The 26,146-nt window shown below is 72.7% G+C and carries 23 protein-coding genes; 9 read left to right on the forward strand and 14 right to left on the reverse strand.

What is annotated here, in order from left to right; translation table 11 throughout:
• Positions 1-10: 10 nt before the first annotated feature.
• Positions 11-388, reverse strand: a complete 378-nt coding sequence (locus AC07FT_RS33295; RefSeq protein WP_254744640.1) for an STAS domain-containing protein — start codon at positions 386-388, stop codon at positions 11-13.
• 312 nt (positions 389-700) lie between these two features.
• Between AC07FT_RS33295 and AC07FT_RS33300 the strand changes: the two genes are divergently transcribed.
• The gene (locus tag AC07FT_RS33300; RefSeq protein ID WP_254744343.1) at positions 701-1,279 is read left to right on the forward strand and encodes a sigma-70 family RNA polymerase sigma factor; all 579 of its coding nucleotides are present in this window, start codon (positions 701-703) and stop codon (positions 1,277-1,279) included.
• The gene (locus AC07FT_RS33305; protein WP_479179809.1) at positions 1,276-2,817 is read left to right on the forward strand and encodes a maleylpyruvate isomerase N-terminal domain-containing protein; all 1,542 of its coding nucleotides are present in this window, start codon (positions 1,276-1,278) and stop codon (positions 2,815-2,817) included. The genes AC07FT_RS33300 and AC07FT_RS33305 overlap by 4 nt, the downstream gene beginning before the upstream one ends.
• 19 nt (positions 2,818-2,836) lie before the next feature.
• On the opposite strand, the gene purU is transcribed toward AC07FT_RS33305, so the two are convergent.
• Together purU and AC07FT_RS33315 are read right to left on the reverse strand one after the other, a co-directional pair.
• On the reverse strand, positions 2,837-3,703 hold the full coding sequence (gene purU, locus AC07FT_RS33310; RefSeq protein WP_471201168.1) for a formyltetrahydrofolate deformylase: 867 nt from the start codon (positions 3,701-3,703) through the stop codon (positions 2,837-2,839).
• Between the two features lie 32 nt (positions 3,704-3,735).
• Positions 3,736-4,236, reverse strand: a complete 501-nt coding sequence (locus AC07FT_RS33315) for an SCO4402 family protein (RefSeq protein WP_471201171.1) — start codon at positions 4,234-4,236, stop codon at positions 3,736-3,738.
• A gap of 117 nt (positions 4,237-4,353) precedes the next feature.
• Between AC07FT_RS33315 and AC07FT_RS33320 the strand changes: the two genes are divergently transcribed.
• Positions 4,354-5,655: an ABC transporter substrate-binding protein gene (locus AC07FT_RS33320; protein ID WP_479179810.1), complete on the forward strand. Its 1,302-nt coding sequence runs from the start codon at positions 4,354-4,356 to the stop codon at positions 5,653-5,655.
• A 78-nt stretch (positions 5,656-5,733) separates the two neighbouring features.
• Here AC07FT_RS33320 and AC07FT_RS33325 read toward each other — a convergent pair whose 3' ends face one another.
• Entirely contained in the window at positions 5,734-7,437 is a 1,704-nt protein-coding gene (locus tag AC07FT_RS33325; RefSeq protein WP_479179811.1) for a hypothetical protein, read from the reverse strand.
• A 317-nt stretch (positions 7,438-7,754) separates the two neighbouring features.
• Positions 7,755-9,146, reverse strand: coding sequence for an NsdA family TPR-like regulatory protein (locus tag AC07FT_RS33330; RefSeq protein ID WP_471201178.1), 1,392 nt, complete (start codon positions 9,144-9,146; stop codon positions 7,755-7,757).
• 395 nt (positions 9,147-9,541) lie between these two features.
• On the opposite strand from AC07FT_RS33330, the gene AC07FT_RS33335 reads away from it, so the two are divergent.
• The 3 genes from AC07FT_RS33335 to AC07FT_RS33345 all read left to right on the forward strand — a co-directional run bounded on the left by AC07FT_RS33335 (position 9,542) and on the right by AC07FT_RS33345 (position 12,749).
• Complete coding sequence (locus AC07FT_RS33335; RefSeq protein WP_479179813.1) at positions 9,542-10,198, forward strand: bifunctional DNA primase/polymerase; 657 nt, start codon at positions 9,542-9,544, stop codon at positions 10,196-10,198.
• 98 nt (positions 10,199-10,296) lie between these two features.
• Positions 10,297-11,100 (forward strand): ABC transporter ATP-binding protein, encoded by an 804-nt coding sequence (locus AC07FT_RS33340; RefSeq protein ID WP_479179814.1) that lies wholly within the window; start codon positions 10,297-10,299, stop codon positions 11,098-11,100.
• A complete protein-coding gene (locus tag AC07FT_RS33345) occupies positions 11,097-12,749 on the forward strand; it encodes a transporter (protein WP_471201186.1) in 1,653 nt (550 codons plus the stop codon). Before AC07FT_RS33340 ends, AC07FT_RS33345 begins: the two co-directional genes overlap by 4 nt.
• Positions 12,750-12,820: 71 nt before the next feature.
• Here the strand turns inward: AC07FT_RS33345 and AC07FT_RS33350 are convergent, their stop codons facing one another.
• Both AC07FT_RS33350 and AC07FT_RS33355 read right to left on the reverse strand, forming a co-directional pair.
• Positions 12,821-13,165, reverse strand: a complete 345-nt coding sequence (locus AC07FT_RS33350) for an SH3 domain-containing protein (RefSeq protein ID WP_479179816.1) — start codon at positions 13,163-13,165, stop codon at positions 12,821-12,823.
• A gap of 138 nt (positions 13,166-13,303) precedes the next feature.
• Positions 13,304-14,488 carry a lactate 2-monooxygenase gene (locus tag AC07FT_RS33355; RefSeq protein WP_479179817.1) on the reverse strand — a complete coding sequence of 395 codons (1,185 nt, stop codon included), beginning with the start codon at positions 14,486-14,488 and terminating at the stop codon, positions 13,304-13,306.
• Positions 14,489-14,808: 320 nt separating this feature from the next.
• Between AC07FT_RS33355 and AC07FT_RS33360 the strand changes: the two genes are divergently transcribed.
• Positions 14,809-15,741 carry a hypothetical protein gene (locus AC07FT_RS33360; protein ID WP_479179819.1) on the forward strand — a complete coding sequence of 311 codons (933 nt, stop codon included), beginning with the start codon at positions 14,809-14,811 and terminating at the stop codon, positions 15,739-15,741.
• Between the two features lie 19 nt (positions 15,742-15,760).
• Here AC07FT_RS33360 and AC07FT_RS33365 read toward each other — a convergent pair whose 3' ends face one another.
• Both AC07FT_RS33365 and AC07FT_RS33370 read right to left on the reverse strand, forming a co-directional pair.
• Positions 15,761-16,627: an alpha/beta fold hydrolase gene (locus AC07FT_RS33365; RefSeq protein WP_479179821.1), complete on the reverse strand. Its 867-nt coding sequence runs from the start codon at positions 16,625-16,627 to the stop codon at positions 15,761-15,763.
• Between the two features lie 510 nt (positions 16,628-17,137).
• Positions 17,138-17,830, reverse strand: a complete 693-nt coding sequence (locus AC07FT_RS33370) for an iron-dependent transcriptional repressor DtxR (RefSeq protein WP_254744319.1) — start codon at positions 17,828-17,830, stop codon at positions 17,138-17,140.
• Positions 17,831-17,990: 160 nt separating this feature from the next.
• Here AC07FT_RS33370 and AC07FT_RS33375 point away from each other — a divergent pair, with 160 nt between their 5' ends.
• Positions 17,991-18,746, forward strand: a complete 756-nt coding sequence (locus tag AC07FT_RS33375) for an SIS domain-containing protein (protein ID WP_479179822.1) — start codon at positions 17,991-17,993, stop codon at positions 18,744-18,746.
• A 174-nt stretch (positions 18,747-18,920) separates the two neighbouring features.
• On the opposite strand, the gene AC07FT_RS33380 is transcribed toward AC07FT_RS33375, so the two are convergent.
• Both AC07FT_RS33380 and pdxH read right to left on the reverse strand, forming a co-directional pair.
• Entirely contained in the window at positions 18,921-20,474 is a 1,554-nt protein-coding gene (locus tag AC07FT_RS33380; protein ID WP_479179823.1) for a PAS domain-containing protein, read from the reverse strand.
• A 383-nt stretch (positions 20,475-20,857) separates the two neighbouring features.
• Positions 20,858-21,493: a pyridoxamine 5'-phosphate oxidase gene (gene pdxH, locus AC07FT_RS33385; RefSeq protein WP_479179837.1), complete on the reverse strand. Its 636-nt coding sequence runs from the start codon at positions 21,491-21,493 to the stop codon at positions 20,858-20,860.
• Between the two features lie 557 nt (positions 21,494-22,050).
• Here pdxH and AC07FT_RS33390 point away from each other — a divergent pair.
• Positions 22,051-23,151: a citrate synthase 2 gene (locus AC07FT_RS33390; RefSeq protein WP_254744314.1), complete on the forward strand. Its 1,101-nt coding sequence runs from the start codon at positions 22,051-22,053 to the stop codon at positions 23,149-23,151.
• On the opposite strand, the gene AC07FT_RS33395 is transcribed toward AC07FT_RS33390, so the two are convergent.
• From AC07FT_RS33395 to AC07FT_RS33405, 3 genes are read right to left on the reverse strand one after another with little or no spacing between them, the layout of a single operon-like run.
• Positions 23,148-23,768: a TetR/AcrR family transcriptional regulator gene (locus AC07FT_RS33395; protein WP_471201210.1), complete on the reverse strand. Its 621-nt coding sequence runs from the start codon at positions 23,766-23,768 to the stop codon at positions 23,148-23,150. The two genes, AC07FT_RS33390 and AC07FT_RS33395, sit on opposite strands and share 4 nt — an antisense overlap.
• Positions 23,765-24,565 (reverse strand): enoyl-CoA hydratase family protein, encoded by an 801-nt coding sequence (locus AC07FT_RS33400; protein WP_479179825.1) that lies wholly within the window; start codon positions 24,563-24,565, stop codon positions 23,765-23,767. Before AC07FT_RS33400 ends, AC07FT_RS33395 begins: the two co-directional genes overlap by 4 nt.
• A complete protein-coding gene (locus AC07FT_RS33405; protein ID WP_479179827.1) occupies positions 24,562-26,145 on the reverse strand; it encodes an AMP-binding protein in 1,584 nt (527 codons plus the stop codon). Before AC07FT_RS33405 ends, AC07FT_RS33400 begins: the two co-directional genes overlap by 4 nt.
• Position 26,146: the final 1 nt, after the last annotated feature.

Genomic DNA, 26,146 nt, shown 5'->3' on the forward strand with positions numbered 1-26,146 from the left:
GAGGGGCTGGTCAGGCCGAGAGGGAGTCGACCGCGTCCTCGTCGTCCTCGTCCGGCTCGGTGGCCGCGTCGAGGTCGGGGTAGACGTCGAACAGCCGCCGCACGCCGAGTGCCGCGAGCACCCGGTGGACATGGGAACCGTGGGCGGCTCCCTGGGGCGGCAGGATCAGCCGCAGCCGGCCGGAACAGGACCGCATCAGCCGGCGCGCGGCGATGAGCACACCGACGCCGCTGGAGTCGCAGAACCGGACCTCCGAGAGGTCCAGGACCAGCCAGTGGCGGCCCTCGGCGACCGCGTCGTGGACGTGCTGCCGGACCGCGGGCGAGGTCACCAGGTCCATTTCGCCGGAGACCTGGAGTACGACCCACTCCCCCCGGCGGTCCTCCATCACCTTCAACGTCACGCGCCCGAAGCCCTTCGCTCGCCGCTAACCGGAATTTGCTGTTCCCGGGCGGCTGCCCGCCCTCCGGCGCGTGAAACTCCCCGTGGCGCACGCCGTAGGGATCGACCCTATGCCCCGGCGAAGCGTTTCGTCTCGTCAATCCTGCGCAAAGTGAGGGGGTCAATACCATGTGCAGCCTGCTCGCGCCGCACTTTGCCTCATGGACGCGCGTCATGTCAGCCACCGGCACTACATTCGAGTAGGAACGCGGGCACAGTGACCGGACACCCGGCCGGACGACTCAGGGATGGGGGCCGTATGCCGAATGACGCACCGCCCCGCTGGGACCGCAGGATGCAGCAGCGACTCGCGCGCGGCGAAGCGGCCGCACTCGGTGAGTTGTATGACCGCTTTGCCTCACTTGTCCATAATCTCGCCCATCGCGTCCTGGAGGACGAGGAAGCGGCCGACCGCGTCACCCGTGAGGTCTTCGGCTACATCTGGGAGCATCCGGACGCCTATGACCCCAAACAGGGTTCGATGCGCTCCTGGGTCGCCACGCTCACCCACCGCCAGGCGGTGCGGCGGCTGCGGCAGTCGCACACCGCGACGGCCGAGGAGGATGAGCTGACCACCGAGGACCTGGAGGAGCGGATCCGCGACGCGTCGGTCGCCGCCCGCGCCGACTACATCGTCACCTCGATGCCCGCCCCGCTGCGCGCCGCCCTGGAACTGGCCTACTTCGACCGCCGCGACTACCGCCAGGCCGCGGCCGCCCTCGGTGTGACCGAGGACGAGGCGCGGCGGCGTCTGCGGCTGGGGCTCCAACTGCTGTCCACCGCCTATGTCCAGTCCCCGCGAGCCGTCCCGCCGCCCGGCTACGGACGGGCGCTGTGAGCGGGGCGGGCGGTCCGGAGCCGCACGGCGAGGACGCGTTCGGGGACGACGCGTTCGGCGACCGCCCCGGTGCGGGCCGTCACGGCGGCGGTCGCCCGCGCGACCGGAGTGATGAGGGTCACACCGATGATCCGGGCGGCGGAAGAGGCGGCCCCGGCCGGGGCGATGAGACCGGTATCCCTCCTGAACCGATCGGCCCGCCCCGGATACCCCCGCCCCGCGCGGCCGCCGAGGACTGCGGCCACTGGCCGGGCGCCCTGGACGCCGGGATCCCCGCGCCGCGGCGACCCGGCTCCGGCCCCGTGGAACCCCCGGCCACCGTCGCCGGTCCCGGACCCTGGACCGCGCCCGGACCGGAAGCCGAACCGGAACCGGAAGCCGTGGCGGAGCCCGGCCCCACGGCCGGGTCCGCCCCGGTGCCCCGGCAGCCGTCGCACGATCTTCTCCGCTCCCTGCTGGGCGCCTGGGCGCTGACCGCCTGCTCCCAGGAGGAGACGGCCGCCGTCGAGGACCACCTCAACGACTGCACCTCCTGCGCCGAGGAAGCGCTGCGGCTGCGCGAGGCCGTCGGGCTGCTGCACTCCGAGCACAGCCTCGACCTCGATCCCCTGCTGCGCTCCCGGGTGCTCGCGGGCTGTCTGGACCGCCGCCCGGCCCGGATCCCGGTGCCCGCCTGGGCCGCCGCGTACGACGCCGAGGCCGCCCGGCTGGACGCGCTGCTGCGTGACATGGGCGAGGCGGAGTGGCGGGCGCCGGTACGGCTCAAGTGGTTCGACGGGGAACGGCTCACCGGCCGGGACACCACCGTCGAAGGGGTGATCGGCCATCTGATGGTGGTGGACGGCCTGATCGCCGCCTCGCTCGGCCTCTCCGATCCGCTCGGCACCACGGCGCCCGGTTCACCCTCGGAGCGCACCGAGGCGTACTGGCGGACCGGGCCCGCGGCCGCGTCCGGCACCGAGCCACGGCCGAACATCCGGCAGTTGTGGCGGGAGCAGGGCCACACCCTGGTCCGCACGGTGTCGTTCGCCGGGCGCGGGGTGTCCGACCTCGACGTGCCCTACGGCGATTTCGCGCTCCCCCTGCGCGACGCCTTCCTGGACCGCGCCTTCGAGTGCTGGGTGCACGCCGGGGACATCGCCGAGGCCGTCGACTACCCGTATGAACCCCCGGCCTCCGCCCACCTCAAGGCCATGATCGACCTGTGCGCCCGGCTGCTCCCGGGCACCCTGGCCGAGCGCCGCCGCGCCGGGCTCGCCGCCCCGCCCCGGCGGCTGGTCGCGGCGGGCTCCCCGGGCCGTACGCTCCATCTGGAGGTCGAGGGCGTCGGCGGCGGCGACTGGTACATCCCGCTGGACTCCCCGGCCGCGCTGGCCTCGCCGGAGGAGGAGGTGGCACATATCGCCCTGGACGGCGAGGCGTTCTACCAGCTGGCCGCGGGCCACGTACCGCCCGCCGAGGCCGCCGCGGGCCAGTCCGGTGACCTCGAGGCCATCCGGGACGTCCTCTACGCGACGGCCTCGCTGTCCCGCCTCTGAGCGACCGGCCCTAGAGGACCTAGTCGAAGACGACCGTACGGTGGCCGTTCAGCAGCACCCGCCGCTCACTGTGCCACTTCACGGCACGCGCCAGCGCCTGGCACTCCACGTCCCGGCCGACCGCCACCAGCTGGTCCGGGGTCAGCTCATGGCCCACCCGCTCGACCTCCTGCTCGATGATCGGGCCCTCGTCCAGGTCGGCGGTCACATAGTGCGCGGTGGCGCCGATCAGCTTCACCCCGCGCGCATGCGCCTGGTGGTACGGCTTCGCGCCCTTGAAGCTCGGCAGGAAGGAGTGGTGGATGTTGATGATCCGGCCCGAGAGCTGCTTGCACAGGTCGTCCGAGAGCACCTGCATATAGCGGGCCAGCACCACCAGCTCCACCCGCTCGGCGCGCACCAGCTCCAGCAGGTCGGCCTCCGCCTGCGCCTTGGTGTCCCGGGTGACCGGGATGTGGTGGAAGGGGATCCCGTAGGAGCCCACCAGCTCCTGGAAGTCGGTGTGGTTGGAGACCACCCCGGCGATCTCCACCGGCAGCGCCCCGATCCGCGACCGGAACAGCAGGTCGTTCAGACAGTGCCCGAACTTGCTGACCATGAGCAGGATGCGCATCTTCTGGTCCGCGCGGTGGATCTGCCAGTCCATCCGGAACGACTCGCCGACCGCCGCGAAACTCGCCCGCAGGTCCTCCACCCGCACCGGCGCGTCCGCGCGGAAGTGCACCCGCATGAAGAAGAGCCCGGTGTCGCGGTCCCCGAACTGCTGGCTGTCCTCGATGTTGCACCCGGTCATGAACAGGAAGCTGGACACCGCGTGCACGATGCCCTGCTTGTCCGGGCAGGACAGCGTCAGGATGTACTGATCGGGGGAGTGCGACTCGCTCATGACTCCATAGCGTCGCACACCCGGGAAGATCCTCAGACCGCCCGCGTCATGATCGCCAGCACTTCGAGCGTCCGCGGCGGCACATCCGGATCCTCACCGTCGTTCCCGGCGAGCCGCACATGGGCCTCCCGGGCCGCCCGCACCGCCTCCGGCCACGCGTGGTGGTTCAGATAGGCGGAGACCTGAGCGTCGGCACCCACCTGGTGCATGATCCTCAGCACCCGCAGCACGGCGACGTCGACCAGCGCCGCCTCCTGCGAGTCACGGAAGATCGTCCCGACGTACTTCTCGGCGGACCAGTTGTCCAGCCAGGTGTCCTCGACGAGCCGGTACACGGCGTCGGTGACATCTCCGTATCCATCCTGGCCGGCCAGCCAGCACTCCCGCTGGAAGACCGGATCGGCGAGCATGTGCAGCGCGGAGCGCACATTGCTGCGCCAGCGCCACCACGGCATGTCGTTGACAGGCATGCCGCCCATGGTGGTCGAGCGACGGCCGCGACGGGAAGACTTCTCCGAACCTTGCACAGTCATCGATCGTACGTTCTTCACATCCACGGACGAGCCGCCCCCCGCTGTTCATCCTCCGGCCACCCCTGATTGGGGCGTCATAGCGGTGGAGTTCCGCCCGAACGGACATTCTCGATCACCATGACCGTCCGGCGACGCCCGTTCTCCCGTCCCTTCAAAGCCGCGGTGGCGGCGCTGTGCACGGCGCTCGGGGTACCACTGCTCGCCGGGTGCGGCACCTTGGCGGAGGGGGCCGACAGCGACTCCATCACCGTGATGACCTGGGCGCCCGAGGGCACCAAGGCGACCAATATGCCGGGTATGCCCGCCATGGCGAAGGCCTACGCCCGCTGGGTCAACGACTCCGGCGGGATCAACGGCCGCACCCTGCGGATCGTCACCTGCAACGAGCGCAACGACGCGATCCAGGCGGCCCGCTGCGCCCAGCGCGCCGAGGAGGAGAAGGCGGTCGCGGTCGTCGGCTCGTACAGCCAGCACGGCCGTTCGTTCATCTCCCCGCTGGAGGTCGCGGGCATCCCCTACATAGGGGGCTACGGACTCACCCAGGAGGAGTTCGAGAGTCCGTACTCCTATCCCGTCAACGGCGGTCAGGCCGCCCTGCTGGTGGGCAACGGCCGTCAGCTCGCCTCCGTCTGCCGGCGGGTCTCCCTCGTCCGCCCGGACACCATCGCGGGCGACGAACTGCCCGAGCTGCTCGACACCGGCCTCCGCGCGGGCGAGCGCCGCCCGGCCCACGATGTGCGCGCCCCCGAGGGCGCGGGCGACTACACCCGGCAGGCCCGCGGCGCCCTGGAGGGGGTGGGTGCCGCCGCGCCGGACACCACCGGACAGACGGAGCTGGACGGCTCCTGCGTCACCGCGGCCCTGGGCAACCGCACCGGCACCTTCTTCGACTCCTTCCGGCGAGTGCAGGAGGACCGCCCCAAGGTCCGTATCGCCTCGGTCCTCGGCAGTGTGCGGCAGTCCCTCGTCGACAGCACCGGCGGCGGCGACAGCGCCCTGGAGGGCGCCTACGCCACCGGCTGGTACCCGGCCGCGGACGACCGGCGCTGGAGCCGGATGAACGAAGTGATCAGCAAGTACGCCTTCGACGACAACCGCATCGACCCGGCCGACCCCGGCACCCAGACCACCTGGATCGGCTACACGGTGCTGCGCTCGGTGCTGGAGTCGCTGGACGGCGGCCGGATCACCGCCCGTACGGTGCGCAAGGCGCTGGACCACGGCCACGAGGTCGGCACCGGCGGACTCACACCGCCCCTGCGCTGGGGCTACGGCGACACCCTCAACGTGCCCAACTACCCGCGGATCGTGAACGCGGATGTGACCTACCAGGTGGTGCGCCGCGGACGGCTGGTCGCGGTGCGCAAGGGCTTCGTCGACGTGGGCAGGACGATGGAGCGCTACCACCCGGCGGGCTGAACCCCGGCATGGCCCGAGGGCCCCGGCACGCGGAAGGGGCGGGGCCGCCCGGCCCCGCCCCTTCTCATGGCGTACGGATCACAGCTGGGTGGCGTCGTGCCGGGTGAGCCCGTACTTCGAGGCGATCGGGTTCCACAGCCCGGCCGCCTTCCGCTTGGCCGCGGTCGCCTGACCGCTGGCCCGCTCGGCCGCCCCCACGTGCGGGGAGTTGCGGGCCCTGCCCTTGTGGCAGCCCTTCTTGCCCGCGACCTGGTCGGCCCAGGCCGCGTACTGGTTGTCGGCCGTGGCCGAGGACTTCCACGCCCTGGTGAGCGCGGCGGTCAGCTGCGCGTGGTCGGGCAGCTTGTCCACCGAGAGCTTGCCCAGCCGGGTCACCAGGTTGTTGCGCTGGCCCGCCGCGGTCCGCAGGTCCGAAGCGGCCGTGGACAGGTTCTTGCAGGACTTGATGTTGCCGACGGCCCTGATCACCGTTGCCCGGCTGTTGTTGCTGTCGGCGAGCAGCAGGTCCAGCGCCTTCGCCTGCGGCTGCGCGGGGTCGGCGGCCTTGGTCGGCTTGTCGTCCTCGGCCCCGGGGGAGGGGCTGTTGAGGGTGGTGTCCTTGTCCTTCTTGTCGTCGTCACCGCCGCCCGCGCTGATCGCGGCACCGGCGGCGAGTCCGGCGATGGTGCAGCCCGCCACCACGATGCCGATCAGCACCGCGGGCGACATCCGGCGGCGGCCACCGCCACCGCCGCGACGGCCACCGCCGTCCGGCTCCCCGCCGGAGGGCGGGAAGGCCGGACCGTGCGCGCTGAACTGCGGGAGCTGCTGGGTCTCGTCGGGCGCGTCCATGCCCGCCGCACCGCCGTCGGAGCGGAACAGACCGTCGAACTCGGCGGGCGGCGGCCGGTCCCCGGGGCGGCCCGGACGGATGGAGTAGGGGGAGGCACCGGTGCGCGGCGGCTCGTCCGCCGACACCGGGCCCGGGAGCACCTGGGTCTCCTCGGCGGCGTGCACCGGCGGCTGCGCCGCGGGCATGGGCTGTGCCGCCGGGCCGCCGCGGTGCGCGCCCCGGGTGGGGCGTACCGCGCGCAGCTGGGTGGTGGACTCGGCGGGCGATTCGGCCTTGGGAGCCTCGGGCGGCAGCGGTGCCCCGCCGGTGGCCTTGGGAAGCAGGGTGGTGGGGGTGTCCTGGTGCGGCTGTGCCTGCGGTGGCACGCCGGGTATCGGGCCGGGGGCGCCGGGCGCCGGCCCCGAACCGGTGACGGGGGGCAGATAGGCGGTCGCCTCGGCGTCGGAGGCGGCGGGCTGCGGCGGCAGCAGCTGCGTCTCGTCGGCGGCGTCCGGGAACGGCCGCGCGGATCCCTCCGGCGGCAGCTGCCCGTGGTGCGCCTGCCCTTGAGGGAACTGCCCCTGATGCGGCAGATGTCCGTGATGCGACTGTCCCCGCGCCGGGAACGGGCCCTGCGGCTGCCCGCCCTGCGGCTGCCCCTGCGCGGGGGCCGCACCCCAGCCCTGCTGCTGCCCGTACGGCTGCCCCTGCGGCGGCAGCGGCGCGGCCTGACCGCAGGAACCGCCCTCCGGCGGCAGCGGGTCCGTGCCGGGCGACGGGCTCTGGGCGCCCTGCGGCCCCCAGGGCTGACCCCATGCCTGGCCGCCCGCCGGGGCCGCCTGGTGCTGCTGGTCCGAGGGCCACTGGTCGCCCTGGGCAGGCAGTACGACACCCTCGCGCACGGGTTGCGTGGGCTGGGCGGGCGGGACCGCAGGCAAGTGCGGCTCGTTCCCCTGTCCGCTCTGCGTCACCGGGACTCCTTGGGCTATGCGGAACTTACGCAATCGTCGGGTCACGCTACCGGTTCGCCGATGGGTCCGTAGCCCGCCGGACCGCGCGGAGAGGGAGAGACTGGTCACCGCAACCGCCGTCACACCGCCGTGACCAGGGAAAACGCAGAACACCCCGGCGCGGTGGCCGCCGGCGGCCACCGGCGGCCGCCGGACCGGGCGCGACCTGCGACAGGACGGCGAATGTCACAAACCCCCAACAAACCCCGACAGATGTACGGCTCACACACCGGTACGTCCCCCGCCCCCGCGACGGAGGGGCGGGGACGGGGGACGAGTCAGGCGGCGTGCACCTCCAGGCGCGCGCCGAACTCCCGCACCACCGGTTCGTCCCGGTAGGGCTCCAACCGCTGCTGGAAGTCCTCCAGATAGTCGGTGCCGCGGCTGGACCGCAGGGTGCCCAGCAGATCCACCGCCTGGGTGCCGATCTGGCACGCCTGCTCCACCTCGCGCTCCTGCACATGCGCGGTGGCCAGCAGCATCAGCCCGATCGCCCGGCGCCGCACCTTCCCCTCCGGATGGCCCTCCAGGGCTTCTTCGGCGCGCCGCCGGGCCGACTCGGCCTGCCCCAGGTCGCGATGGCAGTGGGCCAGCTCATCGGCCAGGTAGGCGCGGTCGAAGTGCTGGATCCACACCGGGTCGTCACCGGTCTCGCCACCGCTGCCGTCGGCCCGTTCCATGGCGTCCAGCGCCCGTCCGGCCGCGGTCTGGCTGGACCGGGCGTCGCCCAGCAGGGCGTGACCGCGGGCCTCGGCGGCCAGGAACATCGACTCGGCGCGCGGCGGCACCTGGCCGCGCGAACCCTCCTGCGCGGCCTTCGCCAACTGGGCGATCTCCCGGGGGTTTCCCAGCTGAGCGGCGAGGTGGCTCATGCTCGCGGCGAGCACATAGCCGCCGTAACCGCGGTCCCCGGCCGCCTGGGCCAGCCGCAGGGCCTGGATGTAGTAGCGCTGGGCGAGCCCGGACTGGCCGGTGTCGACGGCCATGTACCCGGCCAGCTCGGTCAACCGGGAGACCGCCCCGAACAGTTCGCGGCCGACCGCCTCGCGATAGGAGCCGGCGAGCAGCCCGGAGACCACGCTGTTCAGATAGTGGACGACGACGGGGCGCACATGCCCGCTGCCGTAGCGGTGGTCCAGTTCGACGAGCGCGTCGGTGGTGGCGCGCACCGCCGCCACGTCGGCACGGCCCACCCGGGCCCCGGCCGTCCGCGCGACCTGCACATCGGCACCGGTGATCAGCCAGTCGCGGCTGGGCTCGACCAGCGCGGAGGCGGCGACCGTGGAGCCGCTCAGGAAGTCACGGCGGCCGACGTCGCTGCGCCACAACTCACAGACCTGCTCTATGGCGCCGATGACGGTGGGCGAGAACTGCAGCCCGACGCCCGACGCCAGGTTCTTGCCGTTGGCCATCCCGATCTCGTCGATCGTGACGGTGCGGCCCAGCTTGCGGCCGAGGGCCTCGGCGATGATCCCCGGGGCGCGCCCCCTGGGCTGCTGTCCGCGCAGCCAGCGGGCGACCGAGGTCTTGTCGTAGCGCAGATCGAGACCGTGCTCGGCGCCGCACATGTTGACCCTGCGCGCCAAGCCGGCGTTGGAGCACGCGGCTTCCTGGATGAGCGCTTGCAGCCGTTCGTTCGGCTGTCGCGCCACAAGCGGCCTAGCGGCCATGGCTTTACCCCCTGTGACTGCTGTGCGTTCTCGGCTCTTGCCCGTCCCTGTGGATCAATGCCCCGCAGATATCGCGGATATACGGCGAATGACGGTGAATGCGGACCTTGCCCGTATTGACCAACATCGCCGCATCGTTCGCGTGCGGGGCCGACACGAGGCCGGGGCGGTGTCCACCCCGGACGACGCGGCACGGCTGCCGGAGTCCCGGACGCCCGTCACGCATGGTGGCTACCCGCTCACAGTCCCGCGACCCCATACGCGCCCCCGGCCATGCACCCATGCGCCCCGCGTGACGTCGTCGCGCACCCCCCGCTCCCGGCCGTCCCGCTCGCCCGGGTACCCGGCCGTAACCCTTGTTGACGCCGGAAGTTGTCCTGTGCGTGGACGAGACCATGGACGTGACAGGAACCTCGCAGATCCCCCGGCAGCGCGGGGAGCGGCTGGTCGACACCGCGGTGCGGTACGCCGAGGAGCGGCACTGGGACGTGCTCGCCGGCGCCTGGCTGGAGCCGGTGGCCGGTGCGGAACGCTGCTCCTGCGCCGACGCCGACTGTCCGTCCCCCGGCGCCCATCCGGTCGGCCGGGACTGGGGCGACCAGGCGACCGGCAGCCCGGTCGTGGTCCGCCGGATGTGGACCGCGCGGCCGCACGCCTCGATCCTGCTGCCCACCGGCCGCACCTTCGACGCCCTCGACGTAGCCGAGTCGGCGGGCTGTCTGGCGCTGGCCCGGATGGAGCGGCGGAACGTGGAACTCGGCCCGGTCACCTCCACCGCCACCCGCCGGATGCTCTTCTTCGTCCTGCCCGGCGGCGCCGCGAGGCTTCCCGGGCTGCTGCGCGGTCTGGGCCGGCCGCCGGGCGCGCTCGACCTGGTGGCCCGCGGCGAGGGGGACTATGTGATCGCACCCCCGACCCGGGTCGGCCGGTACGGCCCGGTCCAGTGGGCCCGCCGCCCCACCGCCGCCAACCGCTGGCTCCCCGACGCCGAGGAGCTGGTGAATTCCCTCGCGTACGCCTGCGGCCGGGACGGACGGCGGGAGGGCCGCTGACGGACCGGTTCCGCTCCGGCCTCCCCCGCGTAATGTGTCCGGACACGGGGGCATGACCCGCCCCCGCATGGATGACGTGGGAAGACGGGGTGAATCCGGTGCCGGAGGAAGTGACTCGGCAGCGCCAGGGCGGTGCGGCCGCGGTACGGGTGAGTGGGCTGTGGAAGCGCTACGGCGAGCAGATCGCGGTCCACGGCATCGATCTGGAGCTGCCCGCGGGCCAGTTCATCGGCCTGGTCGGCCCCAACGGCGCGGGCAAGACCACCACCCTCTCCATGATCACCGGTCTGCTGCGGCCCGACTCCGGCACCGTCGAGGTCGCCGGACACGACGTCTGGCGGGACCCGGCCGAGGTCAAGGCCCGGATCGGAGTGCTGCCCGAGGGGCTGCGGCTCTTCGAGCGGCTGTCCGGCCGCGAACTGCTCGCCTACACCGGGCGGCTGCGCGGTCTGCCCGGTGCGGAGGTCGACAAGCGCGCCACCCAGCTGCTGGACGTCCTGGACCTGGCGGGCGCCCAGAACAAGCTGGTGATCGACTACTCCACCGGTATGCGGAAGAAGATCGGCCTGGCCGCCGCACTCCTCCACAACCCGGAAGTCCTCTTCCTCGACGAGCCCTTCGAGGGCGTCGACCCGGTCTCCGCGCAGACCATCCGCGGGGTGCTGGAGCGCTACACCCGCTCCGGCGCCACCGTCGTCTTCTCCAGCCATGTGATGGAGCTGGTGGAGTCGCTGTGCGACTGGGTCGCGGTGATGGCGACCGGCCGGATCCGGGCACACGGCCCGCTGGCCGAGGTGCGCGGGGACGCCCCCTCCCTCCAGAACGCCTTCCTGGAGCTGGTCGGCGCCCAGCAGCGGGGGGCGGGCCAGGACCTCGACTGGCTCGGCGGCGGTGCCCGATGACGGTCACCGATCCGCTGGGCACCACCGCCCCGGCGCCCCCGGCCACCCCGACCGGATCACCCACCCCGGTCCTCGTCGCGCTGAAGCTGTCGCTGCTGCGCAACGGGCTGCGGCAGTCCTCGGGCCGCCGCGCGGCCTATGTCACCTCGATCGTCTTCACCCTGCTCTTCGCCGCGCTGCAACTGCTCGGTCTGATCATGCTGCGCGGTCATGACCACGCCGCCGCCCTCGTCACCGTGCTCACCGCGCTGCTCGCCCTGGGCTGGGCCGTGGCGCCGCTGTTCTTCCCCGGCGGTGACGAGACCCTGGACCCGACCCGGCTGGTGATGCTGCCGCTGCGGCCGCGGCCGCTGGTCGGCGCGCTGCTGGTGTCCTCCCTCGTCGGCATCGGTCCGCTGTTCACCCTCACCCTGGCGGCGGGTTCGGCCGTGGCCCTCGCCCACGGAGCGGCCGCCGCGGTGGCGGGTGTCGCGGCCGTGGCACTGGACCTGCTGGTGTGCGTGGCGCTGGCACGCGCCGTCGCCACCGCCAACATCCGGCTGCTCACCAGCCGCAAGGGGCGCGATCTCGCGCTGCTGAGCGGGCTGTTCGTGGCCGTCGGCCTCCAGTTCGTGAACTTCGGCTGGCAGCGGCTCTCCGGTGAGAACGGCCTGGCGGTCCTGGAACCCGCCGCCGATGTGCTGCGCTGGGTGCCGCCCGCCGCGGCCGTCGACGCCGTCCAGGGGGTGAGCGAGGGCGCGTACGGCGCCGCCGCCGCCCAGTTCGCGCTGACCGCCGTCACGCTGGTGCTGCTGCTGTGGTGGTGGCAGCGGGGGCTGACCCAGCTGATGACCGCCCCGGACGCCTCCACGCTCCAGGCGGACGCCCCCGGGCGGGCGTCCGACGGACGGGACACGGGCGGCCCCCTGGGACGGCTGCTGCCCGCGGGCCGCACCGGTGTGGTGCTGCTCCAGACCTTCCGCTACGCCGTGCGCAACCCCAAGACCAAGGCCAGTTGGGTGACCTCGCTGGCGGTCGGGCTGCTGGTTCCCGTCGTCACCTCCCTCCAGGGCGCCGGCTCCATCTACTCCGCCTGCTGGGCACCCGGTCTGCTGGGCATGGTGATGTTCAACCAGTTCGGGCAGGATTCCTCGGCGTTCTGGATGGTGTCGCAGACCATCTCCTCACGACGGGACGCCTATCTGGAGCTGCGGGGGCGGGCGATGGCCATCGGGCTGGTCGCCCTGCCGTACGTCACCCTCGCGGTGGGCATCGCCGCCGCGGTGATGAACCGGTGGGACGCCGCGCCCGAAACGCTGGGACTGGGCCTGGCACTGGTCGGCGCGCTGGTGGCGGCCGGCGCGGTGGCCTCGGCGCAGTTCCCGTACTCCATCCCCCAGGACAGCGGCTACAAGAATGTCGCGCCGGGGCAGGCGGGGCTCGCCTGGATCAGCATCTTCGGCGGGATGATCGTCGGTGCGGCGCTCACCGCACCGGTGCTGGGCATGACGATCTGGCTGCACCTCAGCGGCGCGCATGAACTGCTGTGGCTGGTCCTGCCGGTGGGCGCCGTCTACGGCCTGCTGATCGCGGAGGCCGGGCTGCGGCTGGGCGCACCGCGGACGCTGGCGCGGCTGCCGGAGATCCTGGCGGCCGTGAGCAAGGGCTGAGGCGCGGAGCACGGGCTGAGGCGGCGTCCCGGACACCGCCTCAGCCGGCGAAAGGTCACGATCGGCCGTGGCTAGTCGAGGTACTTGCTGTAGACCCAGCCGCGGGTCCCGGTATGCAGTCCCGAAATGCTCCGCTTCGTGAGCTTCCCGTAGGACCAGCTCTTCTCGAAGAACCGGGTGCGGCAGAAGTACCGGAAGGAATCCCCTCGGTAAAGCGTCCCTATCGCACGGTGACCCTTACCGGGTCCGGTGCGGAATCGGGCACCACTGGTGTCCACCCTGAAAGTGACATCCGGCGAATTGAACCGGCAGGCGGACGTGCCGACGGCCGACGCGGTGGGGGCCAAGGCCACCGAACCGCCCAACACCAGCGCGGCCGAGAGCACGACCATTGAGGCTTTATGCTTGATCTTCACGCAATCTCCCCCCATGATCAGTAATTCATTGCGCTCCCGAGAGCTTAGCACCAGCCAATCCGACGCCCCGGCACCCGGTAAAGCGAGTGATTCCGGATAGGTTGAATTCCGGAATAGCCGGATGAATATGAGGGGCTGTCAGGCGAGCGCGTCCCTGGTCAGCCCGGCTGCGCGGGTGTGGCCGGAGAGCGCGAGTGTCAGCTCGAACTCCCCCAGTACGGACCGGATCACATGCTCCACACCCGCCTGTCCGTCCAGCCCCAGCCCGTACGCGTAGGGCCGCCCCAGCAGTACCGCGCGAGCGCCGAGCGCCAGCGCCTTGAAGACGTCGTCCCCGGTGCGGATCCCGCTGTCGAAGAGCACCGGGAGCCGGTCGCCCACCGCGTCGGCCACCCCCGGGAGCGCCTCGGCCGCCCCGATCGACCCGGCCACCTGACGGCCCCCGTGGTTGGAGACGACCACCCCGTCCATCCCCGCGTCGGCCGCGCGGCGGGCGTCGTCGGGGTGCAGGATCCCCTTGAGCACGATCGGCCCGTTCCAGCGCTCCCGCAGGAAGGCCAGGTCGTCCCAGGTCTTCCCGGGGTCGCCGAACATCTGCACGAAGTGCAGCACCGCCGCGTCCAGGTCCTCGTGCACCGGTTTGGCCAGCCCCGCCCGGAAGGCGGGATCGGTGAAGTAGTTGGCGGTGCCGACCCCCCGCAGGAACGGCAGATACGCCTGGTCCAGATCGCGCGGCCGCCACGCCAGCATCGGGGTGTCCAGGGTGACGAACAGCGCCGTGAACCCCGATGCCTCGGCCCGCCGCAGAAAGCTCTCGGTGACCTCGCGGTCCTTGCCCCAGTAGAGCTGGAACCAGCGTTCGCCGTCCCCCATCGCCTCGGCGACCTGCTCCATCGGCGTACTGGACGCCGAGGACAGCACGAACGGCACCCCCTGCGCGGCCGCCGCGCGGGCCGCGGCGGGCTCCGCGTCCGGGTGCATGATCGACAGCACCCCGATGGGCGCGAGGGCGAGCGGCGCGGCCAGCCGGGTGCCCAGCAACTCCACCGACACATCACGCCGGCTGGTGTCACGGAGCATCCGCGGCACGATCCGATGGCGGTCCAGGGCAGCCCGGTTGGCCCGCTCGGTGGAGCCGCTGCCCGCGCTCCCCGCCACGTAGCCGACCGGTCCGGGACCCAGCCGCGCCGCCGCCACCTCCTCCAGCCGGGAGGGGTCGGCGGGCAGCCGGGGCACCGCGCCGGTCATCCCGTTGAGATAGATCTCGTACTGGAACGCCGCCCAGTCCTTGCCCGGTTCCGGCTCCGTGTTGCCGCCGATCATGCTGGTCCTCCCGCATCCGATTCGCCGTTGCGCATTCCTGACGCCATGACTTCCCCGGCCGCCCCGTCGAATACCGGATTCCGAACCTCCCAACCATTCGGGAAATCGGTCCCGTTCGGGTCACGGCGACTGAGCGGAACACCATCGACCGGTCGACACGGTGTCTAGGGCTACCCCTAGGATCTCCTTACGCGATCACGCCACGGGAGATCCGAAATGGGCGCGTGATGGCGACAGTTCCACATATGGGGAGATCACTTGTCGTTTACCAAGGCGATACGGAACGGAATCGACGGCGGTCCGTTCCACGGGAAGCACTCATGACGGACCAGCCGCGCGGACTGCTGCCGATCACCCGGAGCGGTCTGGTCGCGGACCCCCGGCTGGAGAGCGCGGTACGGCGCATCGGCGCCCGGCACGGGATGGACTACCTCGACGACGACGCCGTCCGCGCCCTGTTCACCGAGCACCGGCGACGGCTCGCCCGCACCGGCCGGACCAGGGGTGTGACCGGCATCCTGCTCATGCTCGTGGGGCTGCTCTGGCCGTTCTACGTCCAGGCCCACCCCACCTATCTGGTGGCGTCGGACCCGTACTCGGGGCGCTCGGCCCAGGACGCGATCTCACTGGGCGCCGCGGTGCTGCTGGTGGTGGTCGGCACGGCCCTGGTCCTGTCCACCTACCGCGCCCATATGCGGCAGCTGCGCCACCCCCGGCTGGCGGGCTACCGCCTGGTGCTGGCCGCCGCCACCGCCCACGGCGTACCGGTGGCGCATGTACCGGGCTGGCTGATCGGCCAGGACCGGGACGGCGGCCGGCCGAGGGCCCCGCTGCCCCACTACGAGACCGCGCCCGCCCCGGCGGCAGCAGCCGGCCCGGCGGCACCCGCGGCAGCCACGGACGAACGGCTTCCGCAGGTGCCCGAGAAGCCGCGCGCGGTCGCCGAGTACGAGCGCGTCGCGGACCAGGGCGGCTGGCACGACGAGACCGGCTGGCTGCTGCTCTTCGCGGGCGGCGGCGCCATGCTGTGGGCGGCCACCGAACTCGACTCCCTGCTGCCGGGGGTGCTGGCCCTCGGGATCTGCACCGCGCTGGCGGTCTGGGTCTGGACGACCGGCGCCGCACAGGGCAGGCACAAGGACGCGCTGCGGGAGCAGGCCCGCGCCTATGTCCGCGCGCTGAAGACCGCCCAGGCCGCGGGCTCGGTGATCCCCGAACTCTCCCCGCAGCTCCGCGCGCTCATCGACGACTGACGCACCCCCGCGGCGCTCCTCATGCCGGGAGCGCCGCGGAGAGGAAGGGCTCCACCACCCGGCGCCAGCCGTCCGGCTGGTCGTAGTGGACCAGATGACCCGCGTCCACCACTTCCGCGTACTCCCCCCGGGGCAGCACCCGCACCATCTCCTGGGCCTCGGCACGGCCCAGCTCGCCGTCCAGCCCGCGCACCACCAGCGTCGGGCACTCCACCTGCGCCAGCTCTTCCCAATGGGCGTCATGCACCCAGCTCTCACGGGCCTTCAGCATCTGGCGCCGGGAGAAGACCGGCCGCCAGCCGTCCGACCGCTCGGCCATGATCTCCGCGAAGAACTCGCCCCGGGACGGATTCGGCCGCTCCAGCACCGGATCGTCCTCGCCGAACCACTTCCGCACATCGGCCAGCGTGGCGAACGGCACCGGCCACGATCCGAACCACTCCGCCCACTCCCGCTGCGACGCCGCGCCCAGCGCGGAGGCCCGCATATCGCAGATGACCAGGGCCCGGACCAGGTCGGGGCGGTGGGCCGCGAGCTGCCAGGCCGTCAGGGCGCCCATCGCATGGCCGATCAGGGTGACCGGCGCCAGACCGAGCTGCTCCACGGCGGCCGCCGCGTCCTCCACATAGGCCCCGCGGCCGAACGGGCCTTCGACCGGCTTCTCACTGCGGCCGTGCCCGCGCTGATCCAGCGCGACGGCCCGGTGCCGGGTGGAGAGCCAGCGGGCGGTCTCCGCCCAATGGGCGGCGCGGCCCATCAGTCCGTGGAGGAGCAGCACTCCGGGCCCGCACGAGCCCGCCCGGCCACGCGGCTTGGGCGGATCGGTGAACTCCCACGCGGCGAGCCGGACACCGCCGGCTCCGCTTACGTCGATGCGGCGCACCATACGTTCTGGCACCTCCATCCCTCTCTCGAGCACGCCCACAGTATCGAACCCGCATTCGAATAGAAGGGTGTCGCCGGGCAACACCCCTCGTTCGAGTGACCATGCTCAAGGATTGGTCGTCTCCGCCGAGGGGAGACAGCTAGCGGGAGGCGGACTGCTCGGGGAAGGGAGTCCGCGGGGGACGACCCTGGGAGCTCGGGGCTCCGGGTCACCGGGGCGCCGGGTCGCACCGGCCGCGTTCGCGCGGTCCGTGCGGCCCGGGGCCCTGCGGGGGGACATGGGGAAGCAGGGCCTCGCCACCTTCGGGCGCCGGGGCCCTCGCTCATGAGCTCCCGCCCGGTGGCACTGCCCGTCGGGCCCATAGGAGCCCCCTCCCCCTGACCCCGGAAACGCCTCGGCGCGCGAGCACGCATATGCGTCAGCGTGGCACGCGTCGGCGTGCCCCGCTCGGGGTTCCCGGAACTCCGGTGTCGGGAATGTCCGTCGTCGCAGGTGGACGACGTCAGGGTGTCAGCGCTTGGCCACGAAGACGTGGGAGGCGATCTCCGACTCCAGCTCGGCCGCCTCACCGCTGCTGCCGACCAGCACACCGCCCGGCGACTCGGTGACGCTCACCACCGAACCCGGCTGCACCCCGGCCCGCCGCAGTGTGTACATCAGCTGGGCGTCCGTCTGGATCGGCTCGCCGATCCGGCGCACCACCACCGTCTTGCCCTCGGTGCCCGGCTCCAGCTCACGCAGGCTCACCATGCTGTCGTCCAGGAACGGATCGGCCTCGGCCTTCTCGCCGAGCTCCTCGAGACCCGGGATCGGGTTGCCGTACGGCGACTCGGTGGGATGACGCAGCAGCTCCAGCACCCGCCGCTCCACCGCCTCGCTCATCACGTGCTCCCAGCGGCACGCCTCGGCGTGCACCTGCTCCCACTCCAGTCCGATGACGTCCACGAGCAGGCACTCCGCGAGCCGGTGCTTGCGCATCACCCGCGTCGCCAGCCGGCGGCCCTCCTCGGTGAACTCCAGATGACGGTCGCCCGCGACCGTCACCAGACCGTCGCGCTCCATCCGCGCCACCGTCTGGCTGACCGTGGGCCCGCTCTGATCGAGACGCTCCGCGATCCGGGCGCGCATGGGGACCACGCCCTCCTCCTCCAGCTCGAGGATGGTGCGGAGATACATCTCCGTGGTGTCGATGAGTCCGGACATGCGTGCCCCTCGATGTGTCGTGCGGTGGCCCTCACCCAATTCTGACGCATCCCACCGACAACGGGGCCGAGACGGCCCCTTCCGTACCGACGGCGGGGACTGCTATTGACAGCGTCATGATCCAAGCACACACCGGAACGACACCGGGGGGCGCCCGCCCATGAGCGATTCCGAAGCCGCCGGACGCTTCTTCGACGCGGCCGTCGACCTGCTCCACCGCGTCCGGGACGAGGAGTCCGAACGGATCTCCGCCGCGGGCCGGCTGATCGCCCGGACGGTCCGCGCGGGCGGCCGCCTCTTCGTCTTCGGCGCCGGGCACTCCTCGCTGCCCGCCCAGGACGTCGTCTACCGCGCGGGCGGTCTGGCGCTGATGAACCTGCTCCCGGCCCCGGGCCTGGTCGGCGTGGACGTCATGCCCGCGACCCTGGGCAGCGCGCTGGAGCGGGTCGAGGGCCTGGCCACCACCGTCGTGGAGCAGAGCCCGCTGCGCGCGGGCGACCTGCTGATCGTGATCTCGCTCTCGGGCCGCAACGTCCTGCCGGTGGAGCTGGCACAGACGGCCCGCACCCGGGGCATCACGGTGATCGGCGTGACCTCCCTCGCCTACGCGACGGGCACGACCCCCCGCAATCCGACGGGGAGCTTCCTGAAGGACCACTGCGATCTGGTCCTGGACAACAAGATCGCGGTGGGCGACGCCGAACTCACCTCCGAGCGGGTCGGGGCCCCCTTCGCACCGGCGTCCACGGTGGTGACGAGCGCCCTGATGCAGGCGGTGATCGCGACAGCGGTCGAGGACCTGGCCGAGAACGACGAGCAGCCCCCCATGCTGCGATCGGGCAACGTCGACGGCGGCCACGCCTGGAACGAACGCGTCATGAGCGACCACGCGGACCGCATCTTCTACCACCGCTGACGGAGGGCCGCCGACGAGACGGGAGGGGCCGGGGCCGCAGGGGTGGGGGTCCTGGACGCTATCGGATATGTGTGGCGCCCACTCCCGGCCCACCCCACGGCTCCGGGCACCGGCGCCGTGAATATCCGGTCCGGGACCGCCACCCCGGAGGCCCCGGCCCCGCACCCGAACGCCTCACCCCGCGCCCGCACCACCGGCGAGGTCGACCGCCGCGGCGACCCGCGCCGCCACATCCTCCGCGTACACCGCGTCCGCGCGATCGAACGCACGGCGCGTGGGTCCGCGCAGGAACGTGGCCACGCCCAGGGTCCGCCCCCGGCTGCGGAGCACCGCGCACAGCGCGTGCACGGTGCCGTCCGGCCATTTGCGGGCGGCCGTCCACCGCGCCAGCGCCCCCTCGTCCGTACGGGACGCGGTGGCCCGCACCGCACCGCAGCGCGCCACCGCCTGGAGCGCCGGATGGCCCTCCGGGTACGCGACCGGGATCCCGCCGGGCTGGGTGGGCGGACACGGCCCCGGGGCGTCGCACGGGGTCACGGCCACCCGCACCAGCCGCAGATCACCGCCTCCCGGCGACACCAGGTCGACCAGCGCGTGATCGGCGAACCCCGCCAGCGCGAAGTCCAGGTGCACCGAGGCCGCCTCCATCGGGTCCTCGCACTCGCCCGCCGCCCGCGCCGCCCGGTGCAGCTGGCTGCTCCGGAAGCGCATCCGCGCGCTGTCCTGCTCGTGCGTCTTCGCCTCGGTCACGTCCTGGAAGATCCAGGCCACCCCGAGCGGCACCGGCTCCTCCGCGAGCGGTGAGGCCAGCCGCAGGAAGCCGCTGCGCCAGCAGCGCCGCGCCGGACCGGACCCCTGCCCCGGCTCCGTCCTCACCACCGCCCGGCCGTCCTCCTCGAGGTCCTCGTACCGGACGGCGTCCGCCATCTCCAGGTCCTCGTCGGGCTCGCGCAGCGTCACCCACAGCTCGGTGGGCGCGGGCGGTGCGCCCTCGGCCAGGACGTGCTGGAGGGCGCTCTCGACCTCCTCCACGCCCTGGTCCAGGAGGTCGCCCAGCGGACGGCCGAGCACCGCCTTGCGCCCGGTCCGCAGGGCGACCGCCGCGTTGCCGTTCAGCACGGCCACCCGGAGATCGGCGTCGACGAGGACCACATGCCACGACGCGTCCTCGAACAGCGCCTCGCTCAGCGCGATCGACCGCTCCAGGTCGATCTGCGAGTGGACCTCGCTGAAGGCGCAGTACACCCCGGCGGGACGGCCGTCCGCGCCGGGCACCGGCGAGGACTGGGTGCGGACGAGCACCCGTCCGCCGCCCTTCGTCACCAGTGCGAATTCATGGACCTGACGGGCTCCCCCGTCCCGCACCGCCATCAGCCGCTGCTGGACCTCGTCCGCGTCCGCCTCACGGGCCGCCCATCCGGCGAGTCCCTTGCGGCCGACGGCCTCGGCCGCCGTCCAGCCGAGGACGCGCTCGGCCTCGCGGTTCCAGTGGGTCACGGTGCCGTCGGCGTCGAACGCGCACAGCGCCGCGTCCATCCCGTCGAGCAGGGCGGTGAGCAGATCGGGGTCGTCCCGGCCGGGAACGGGTCCGGAGGCCGCGGACTGCGCGGGAACGGACCGCGCGGACGGCGCGGAGCGGGCTGGACGTGCAGGTTCGGATCGTGGTGAAGCGGTCACCGGACACCCCCTGCGGGACGCGGCTGGCTGTGGTGGTGCACGTCGGGACATTGAACTCGAACGTGACGCGCGCCACACCACAATCCACCAAATCGTTGCCTCCCGGAAATTCGCTTGTGTGTCGTCCGGGACGGTTTTTAGGCTGTGGGTACACGAGAAGGGAGGTGGTTCGGCAGATGTATGAAATCCGGACGCGTGAGGTGGCTGCGGGCTAGCCGTCCGCCGTCGCGCTCTGCGCATCGCCGGACCTGCGCACAGATCCTGTGTGCGGCCGGCCAATCCCGAGCAGTCACCCGACCCGTGGGTCGCCGGTACGTCCGACCGGCTTCCTGGTGCCGTACGGCACGAGGAAACGACCCACGGGTCGTCTGCGTCTGCGCTCCGCGCCCTTCAGGGCGCCACCATGCCGAAGATCGACGAGGGCCGCCGCCCCTTCAGGGGCTCAGCCGCTCGATCTCCCAGCGGCCGCCCTCCTCCGCCGGCACCCATACGTACCGCAGCCGGTCGTGCAGCCGGTTCTGCCGTCCCTGCCAGAACTCCACCGCCTCCGGCACCACCCGGAAGCCGCCCCACTCCGGCGGCACCGGCACCTGCTCCCCCGGCGGATAGCGGTCCGCCAGCTCCGCGTAGGAGCGGTCCAGCTCCTCACGGGAGCCGACCACCGAGGACTGGGCGCTGGCCCACGCCCCCAGCTGCGAACCGTGCGGCCGGGTCCGGAAGTACGCCGCCGTCTCGTCCCGTCCGGTGCGCCGCGCGGTGCCCAGGACGATCACCTGACGGGCGATCGGATGCCAGGGGAAGAGCAGCGAGACATACGGGTTCCCGGCCAGCTCCCGGCCCTTGCGCGAGCCGTAGTTGGTGTAGAAGACGAAGCCGCGCTCGTCGAAGCTCTTCATCAGGACCGTACGGGAGCTGGGGCGCCCCGCCGCGTCCGCGGTGGAGACGACCATCGCGTTGGGCTCGAAGAGCCCGCTGCCGACGGCCTGCTCGAACCAGTGGGTGAACTGCCGGTACGGATCGTCCGCGAGATCGGCCTCGGTCATGCCCTCGGCACGGTAGTGCTCGCGCATGGCGGCCGGATCGTACGTACGCGCGGACGCGGCGGACGAGGCGGACGCGCGCGCGGCGGACGCGGCGGAAACGGACGGCTCCGGGTCAACGTGAGGCACGCGCATATCTTGCAACATCGCCGGTCCACCGCAGGGGGTACCCCGAAAGAGCGAAGTCCCCTCCACCGCCGGGTGGTCTTTCCCCCGTCGTGGGGACCGGTAACCCTCCCTCCGGGGGACGGCGGGTGTGCCGCTTCTCACGCTTCCCCATGGGTAGCGAAGCCAGCAGACTGTGGCTGACCATGCGCCTGTCAGGGTCCGCTGCCACTCGGTGCCACACCTCTTCGGGCACGGTTGGGTGACCACCAGCCGCACGGGGCACACCACCGGATAGCCGGTACGGACCGCGAGCCGCCGACGCGGCCGTGGAACCGTCCCGGTACCGACCACCGGCAGCATGCACGACAGCCATCTGACGATTCCGCTGACGCAGCGGTACCAGCCCCGCCGCCCGCACCACGAGCACTGCCCGCACCAGCCATCCGCCCACCGCCGACCACATCATGAGGAGCCGCCTGATGTCCGACTTCGTACCCGGACTCGAGGGAGTCGTCGCGTTCGAGACGGAGATCGCCGAACCCGACAAGGAGGGCGGCGCGCTCCGCTACCGAGGCGTCGACATCGAGGACCTGGTGGGCCACGTGTCGTTCGGCAACGTCTGGGGCCTGCTGGTCGACGGCGCCTTCAACCCCGGGCTGCCCGCCGCCGAGCCCTTCCCCATCCCGGTGCACTCCGGGGACGTCCGGGTCGACGTCCAGTCCGCGCTGGCCATGCTCGCCCCGGTGTGGGGGCTGAAACCGCTGCTGGACATCGACGAGGAGCAGGCCCGCGAGGACCTGGCCCGCGCCGCCGTGATGGCCCTGTCCTACGTCGCCCAGTCGGCCCGCGGCCAGGGGCGGCCGATGGTGCCGCAGCACGAGATCGACAAGGCCGGGACCATCGTCGAGCGGTTCATGCGGCGCTGGCGCGGTGAGCCCGACCCCAAGCACGTCGCCGCCGTCGACGCCTACTGGACCTCGGCGGCCGAACACGGCATGAACGCCTCCACCTTCACCGCCCGCGTCATCGCCTCCACCGGCGCCGATGTCGCCGCCGCGCTCTCCGGCGCGGTCGGCGCCATGTCCGGCCCGCTGCACGGCGGCGCGCCCTCCCGGGTGCTGGGCATGATCGAGGAGATCGAGCGCACCGGGGACGCCGGGGCGTACGTCCGCCAGGCCCTGGACCGGGGCGAGCGGCTGATGGGCTTCGGCCACCGCGTCTACCGCGCCGAGGACCCGCGGGCGCGGGTGCTGCGGCGCACCGCCAAGGAGCTGGGCGCACCCCGGTTCGAGGTCGCCGAGGCCCTGGAGCGGGCCGCCCTGGACGAGCTGCACAACCGCCGCCCGGACCGGGTGCTCGCCACCAATGTGGAGTTCTGGGCGGCCATCGTGCTGGACTTCGCCGAGGTCCCGGCGCATATGTTCACGTCGATGTTCACCTGCGCCCGCACCGCCGGGTGGAGCGCGCACATCCTGGAGCAGAAGCGGACCGGACGGCTGGTCCGGCCCTCGGCCCGCTACACCGGTCCGGGCACCCGCAGCCCGCACGACATCGAGGGCTACGGGGACATCTCGCGCTAGCGCGGGGCGCCCAGCACCCCGTCCAGGATCGCCGCCCACTGGACGACGACCCGCTCCCGGCGCGGGCCGTCGTCCGTGAGCAGATTGGCCAGGCCCAGCCCGCGGCCCATGTCCAGCAGGCCCTGGACGGTCTCCCGCACCCCCGGCACGGACTCGTCGGCGCCCAGCAGCTCCACCGCCATCCGGTGGGTCTCCCGGCCGATCCGCGCCTCCAGCGCGGTCACCCGGGCGCCCAGCTGCTCCTCGTTGGCCGCCGCCACCCACAGCTGGAGGGCGGCCCGGAACAGCGGGCCGGTGTAGAGGCCGACGATCGCCCGCACCACCGCCCGGTTGCGGCCCTCCCCCCGCGGGGCGGGGAGGGTCCGCAGCTCCGCCGAGCGCTCCTCGGCGACATGCTCCACCGCCGCCGTGAACAGGTCCTCCCGGGTCGGGAAGTGGTGCTGGGCCGCGCCCCGGGAGACCCCGGCGCGCTCGGCCACCACCGCCACCGTGGACCCCGCCCAGCCGTACTCGGCCAGACAGGACACGGCGGCCTCCAGCAGCCGCTGCCGGGTGGCGCGGCTGCGGTCCTGCTTGGGGTCGCGCGGCACGGTACGGGGCCCGGACGCCCGCGTCACCGCCCCGCTCCCGCCGCGCCGCCACCGGCCGTGTCCGGCACCCACGGCGGGTCCCGGCGCTCCAGGAACGCCGTCATCCCCTCGCGGGCCTCCGCCGAGCCGAACAGCCGCGCCGACAGCTCCGCCAGGGACTCCGCGTCCCGGTCGAAGGTCCGCAGCGTCTCCGCCGTCACCAGCCGCTTGGACTCCGCGAGCCCCTGCGGGGAGCCCCGGCGCAGGCCCTCCAGCACCGGTGCCAGCAGCTCGTCCGGATCCCCGTCCGGGTCCGCCAGCGTCACCAGACCGATCCGGGCCGCCTCGGCCGGGCCGAACTTCTCCCCGGTCAGGTAGTAGCGGGACGCGGCACGCGGATCCAGCCGGGGCAGCAGCGGCAGCGAGATCACCGCGGGCGCCAGCCCCAGCCGCGCCTCCGTGAAGGCGAAGCTGGAGCCCCGGCCCGCCGCCGAGACGTCGCACGCCCCGAGCAGTCCGAGCCCCCCGGCCCGTACGTGTCCCGCGACCCGGGCCACCACCGGTTTGGGCAGCTCCACGATGGCCCGCAGCAGCGCGACCAGACCGAGCGCGCCGGTGGTGGCCGGTGGCTCCTTCAGGTCCGCGCCCGCGCAGAACGTGTTGCCGGTGTGGGTGAGCAGCACCGCCCGGGTCTCCCCGTCCTTCCCGGCCGCCGCCAGCGCCTCGTGCAGCTCGGCGACCAGCCGGGCCGAGAGCGCGTTGCGGTTGTGCGGGGAGTCGAGGGTCAGCGTGGTGATGCCGCGGGCGTCGGTACGCCGCACCAGCGGCTGAGGCGCGTCGGTCATGTCGCGGTCGAACTCCTTTCCCTGGCGCGCAGTTCGCGCCTGAGGATCTTGCCGGTGGCGGAGCGCGGCACGGCGTCCGTGAACTCCACGCTGCGCACCTTCTTGTACGGGGCCACCTGACCGGCAACGTAACGGATCAGGTCGTCCCCCGAGACGCGGGCTCCGGGCACCCGCACCACGTATGCCTTGGGCAGTTCGTTGCCCGCGCCGTCGGCCACCCCGATGACCGCCGCGTCCGCGACGTCCTCATGAGTGAGCAGCACGGCCTCCAGATCGGCGGGGGCGACCTGGTAACCCTTGTACTTGATCAGCTCCTTGACCCGGTCCACCACGTAGAGCCAGCCGTCGGCGTCCACATGCCCGACGTCCCCGGTGCGCAGCCAGCCCTCCGCGTCGATCATCGCGTGGGTCTCCTCGGGCCTGCCCAGATAGCCCTTCATCACCTGCGGCCCCTGGACCAGGATCTCCCCGTCCACCCCCACCGCCACGTCCTGACCCGTCTCCGGGTCCACCACGCGCATCCGGGTGCTCGGCAGCAGCCGGCCCACCGTGCCCGGGGGTACGTCCCGCGCGTCCAGTGGCACCAGGTGCGACCCCGGGGACAGCTCCGTCATCCCGAACGCCTGGAGCAGCGGTGGCAGCCCCAGCCGGTCGGCACACGCCTGTGCCAGCCGCGCGTCCAGCGGCGCCGCCGCGCTCAGCACGAACCGCACCGACGACAGGTCCCGCCCCTCCACCGCCGGATGCTTCGCCAGCGCCAGCACGATCGGCGGCGCCACGTACACCGCCTCCGCGCGGTGCTTCTCGATCGCCGTCAGGAACTGCTCCAGATCGAACCGCGGCAGCACGATGACCGTGCTGCCGTTGCGCAGCGGCGCGTTCATCAGCGCCGTCAGCCCGTAGCTGTGGAAGAACGGCAGCACCGCCAGCACCCGTTCGCCCGGCCGCGTCGGCACCATCGTCTCCACCTGCGCCAGGTTCGTCGCCACGTTCCGGTGGGTCAGCATCACCCCCTTCGGGGTGCCCGTGGTCCCCGACGAGTACGGCAGCACCGCCACGTCCTCCACCGGGTCGATCTCCACCACCGGCTCCGGCGCGGTGCACACGAGCATCTCCCGCAGCGAACGGTGTCCGCTCGCCTCGTCGCATACGAAGACCTCGCGCACCCCGCCGGCCCGCTCGGCCGCCTCCCGGGCCACTGGGAGCAGCGGGGACACGGTGATGATCCACCGTGCCTCCGCGTCCCTCAGCTGCTTGGCGAACTCCTCCGCCGTCGACAGCGTGTGCACCGTGGTGACGGTCGCGCCGGTGCGCGTCACGCCGTAGAACGCCGCCGGGTAGATGATCGAGTTGGGGCTGTGCAGCGCCACCGTCTCGCCCTTGCCGATCCCGGTCTCCGCCAGCGCGGCCGCGATCCTCCGTGAGGCGTGGTCGAGGGCGGCATAGGTCATGCTCGCCCCCGTCACCCCGTCCACCAGCGCGGTCCGCTCACCGAACTCATCCGCCGCACGGGCCAGTACGGCCTCGTGGATGGGCAGATCGACGGGCGGGACATCCGGGTAGTCGCTGTGCAGCACCATG

The sequence above is a fragment of the Streptomyces sp. NPDC045899 genome, assembly GCF_056431485.1.

Coding starts and splice junctions, on each gene's coding strand:
- AC07FT_RS33360 (WP_479179819.1), top strand. CDS start 14,809: ATGACGGACCAGCCGCGCGGACTGCTGCCGATCACCCGGAGCGGTCTG.
- AC07FT_RS33295 (WP_254744640.1), bottom strand. CDS start 388: ATGGAGGACCGCCGGGGGGAGTGGGTCGTACTCCAGGTCTCCGGCGAA.
- AC07FT_RS33390 (WP_254744314.1), top strand. CDS start 22,051: ATGTCCGACTTCGTACCCGGACTCGAGGGAGTCGTCGCGTTCGAGACG.
- AC07FT_RS33370 (WP_254744319.1), bottom strand. CDS start 17,830: ATGTCCGGACTCATCGACACCACGGAGATGTATCTCCGCACCATCCTC.
- AC07FT_RS33355 (WP_479179817.1), bottom strand. CDS start 14,488: ATGATCGGCGGCAACACGGAGCCGGAACCGGGCAAGGACTGGGCGGCG.
- AC07FT_RS33320 (WP_479179810.1), top strand. CDS start 4,354: ATGACCGTCCGGCGACGCCCGTTCTCCCGTCCCTTCAAAGCCGCGGTG.
- AC07FT_RS33365 (WP_479179821.1), bottom strand. CDS start 16,627: ATGGTGCGCCGCATCGACGTAAGCGGAGCCGGCGGTGTCCGGCTCGCC.
- pdxH (WP_479179837.1), bottom strand. CDS start 21,493: ATGCGCGAGCACTACCGTGCCGAGGGCATGACCGAGGCCGATCTCGCG.
- AC07FT_RS33375 (WP_479179822.1), top strand. CDS start 17,991: ATGAGCGATTCCGAAGCCGCCGGACGCTTCTTCGACGCGGCCGTCGAC.
- AC07FT_RS33380 (WP_479179823.1), bottom strand. CDS start 20,474: ATGTCCCGACGTGCACCACCACAGCCAGCCGCGTCCCGCAGGGGGTGT.
- AC07FT_RS33400 (WP_479179825.1), bottom strand. CDS start 24,565: ATGACCGACGCGCCTCAGCCGCTGGTGCGGCGTACCGACGCCCGCGGC.
- AC07FT_RS33300 (WP_254744343.1), top strand. CDS start 701: ATGCCGAATGACGCACCGCCCCGCTGGGACCGCAGGATGCAGCAGCGA.
- AC07FT_RS33315 (WP_471201171.1), bottom strand. CDS start 4,236: ATGACTGTGCAAGGTTCGGAGAAGTCTTCCCGTCGCGGCCGTCGCTCG.
- AC07FT_RS33345 (WP_471201186.1), top strand. CDS start 11,097: ATGACGGTCACCGATCCGCTGGGCACCACCGCCCCGGCGCCCCCGGCC.
- AC07FT_RS33405 (WP_479179827.1), bottom strand. CDS start 26,145: ATGGTGCTGCACAGCGACTACCCGGATGTCCCGCCCGTCGATCTGCCC.
- AC07FT_RS33330 (WP_471201178.1), bottom strand. CDS start 9,146: ATGGCCGCTAGGCCGCTTGTGGCGCGACAGCCGAACGAACGGCTGCAA.
- purU (WP_471201168.1), bottom strand. CDS start 3,703: ATGAGCGAGTCGCACTCCCCCGATCAGTACATCCTGACGCTGTCCTGC.
- AC07FT_RS33335 (WP_479179813.1), top strand. CDS start 9,542: ATGGACGTGACAGGAACCTCGCAGATCCCCCGGCAGCGCGGGGAGCGG.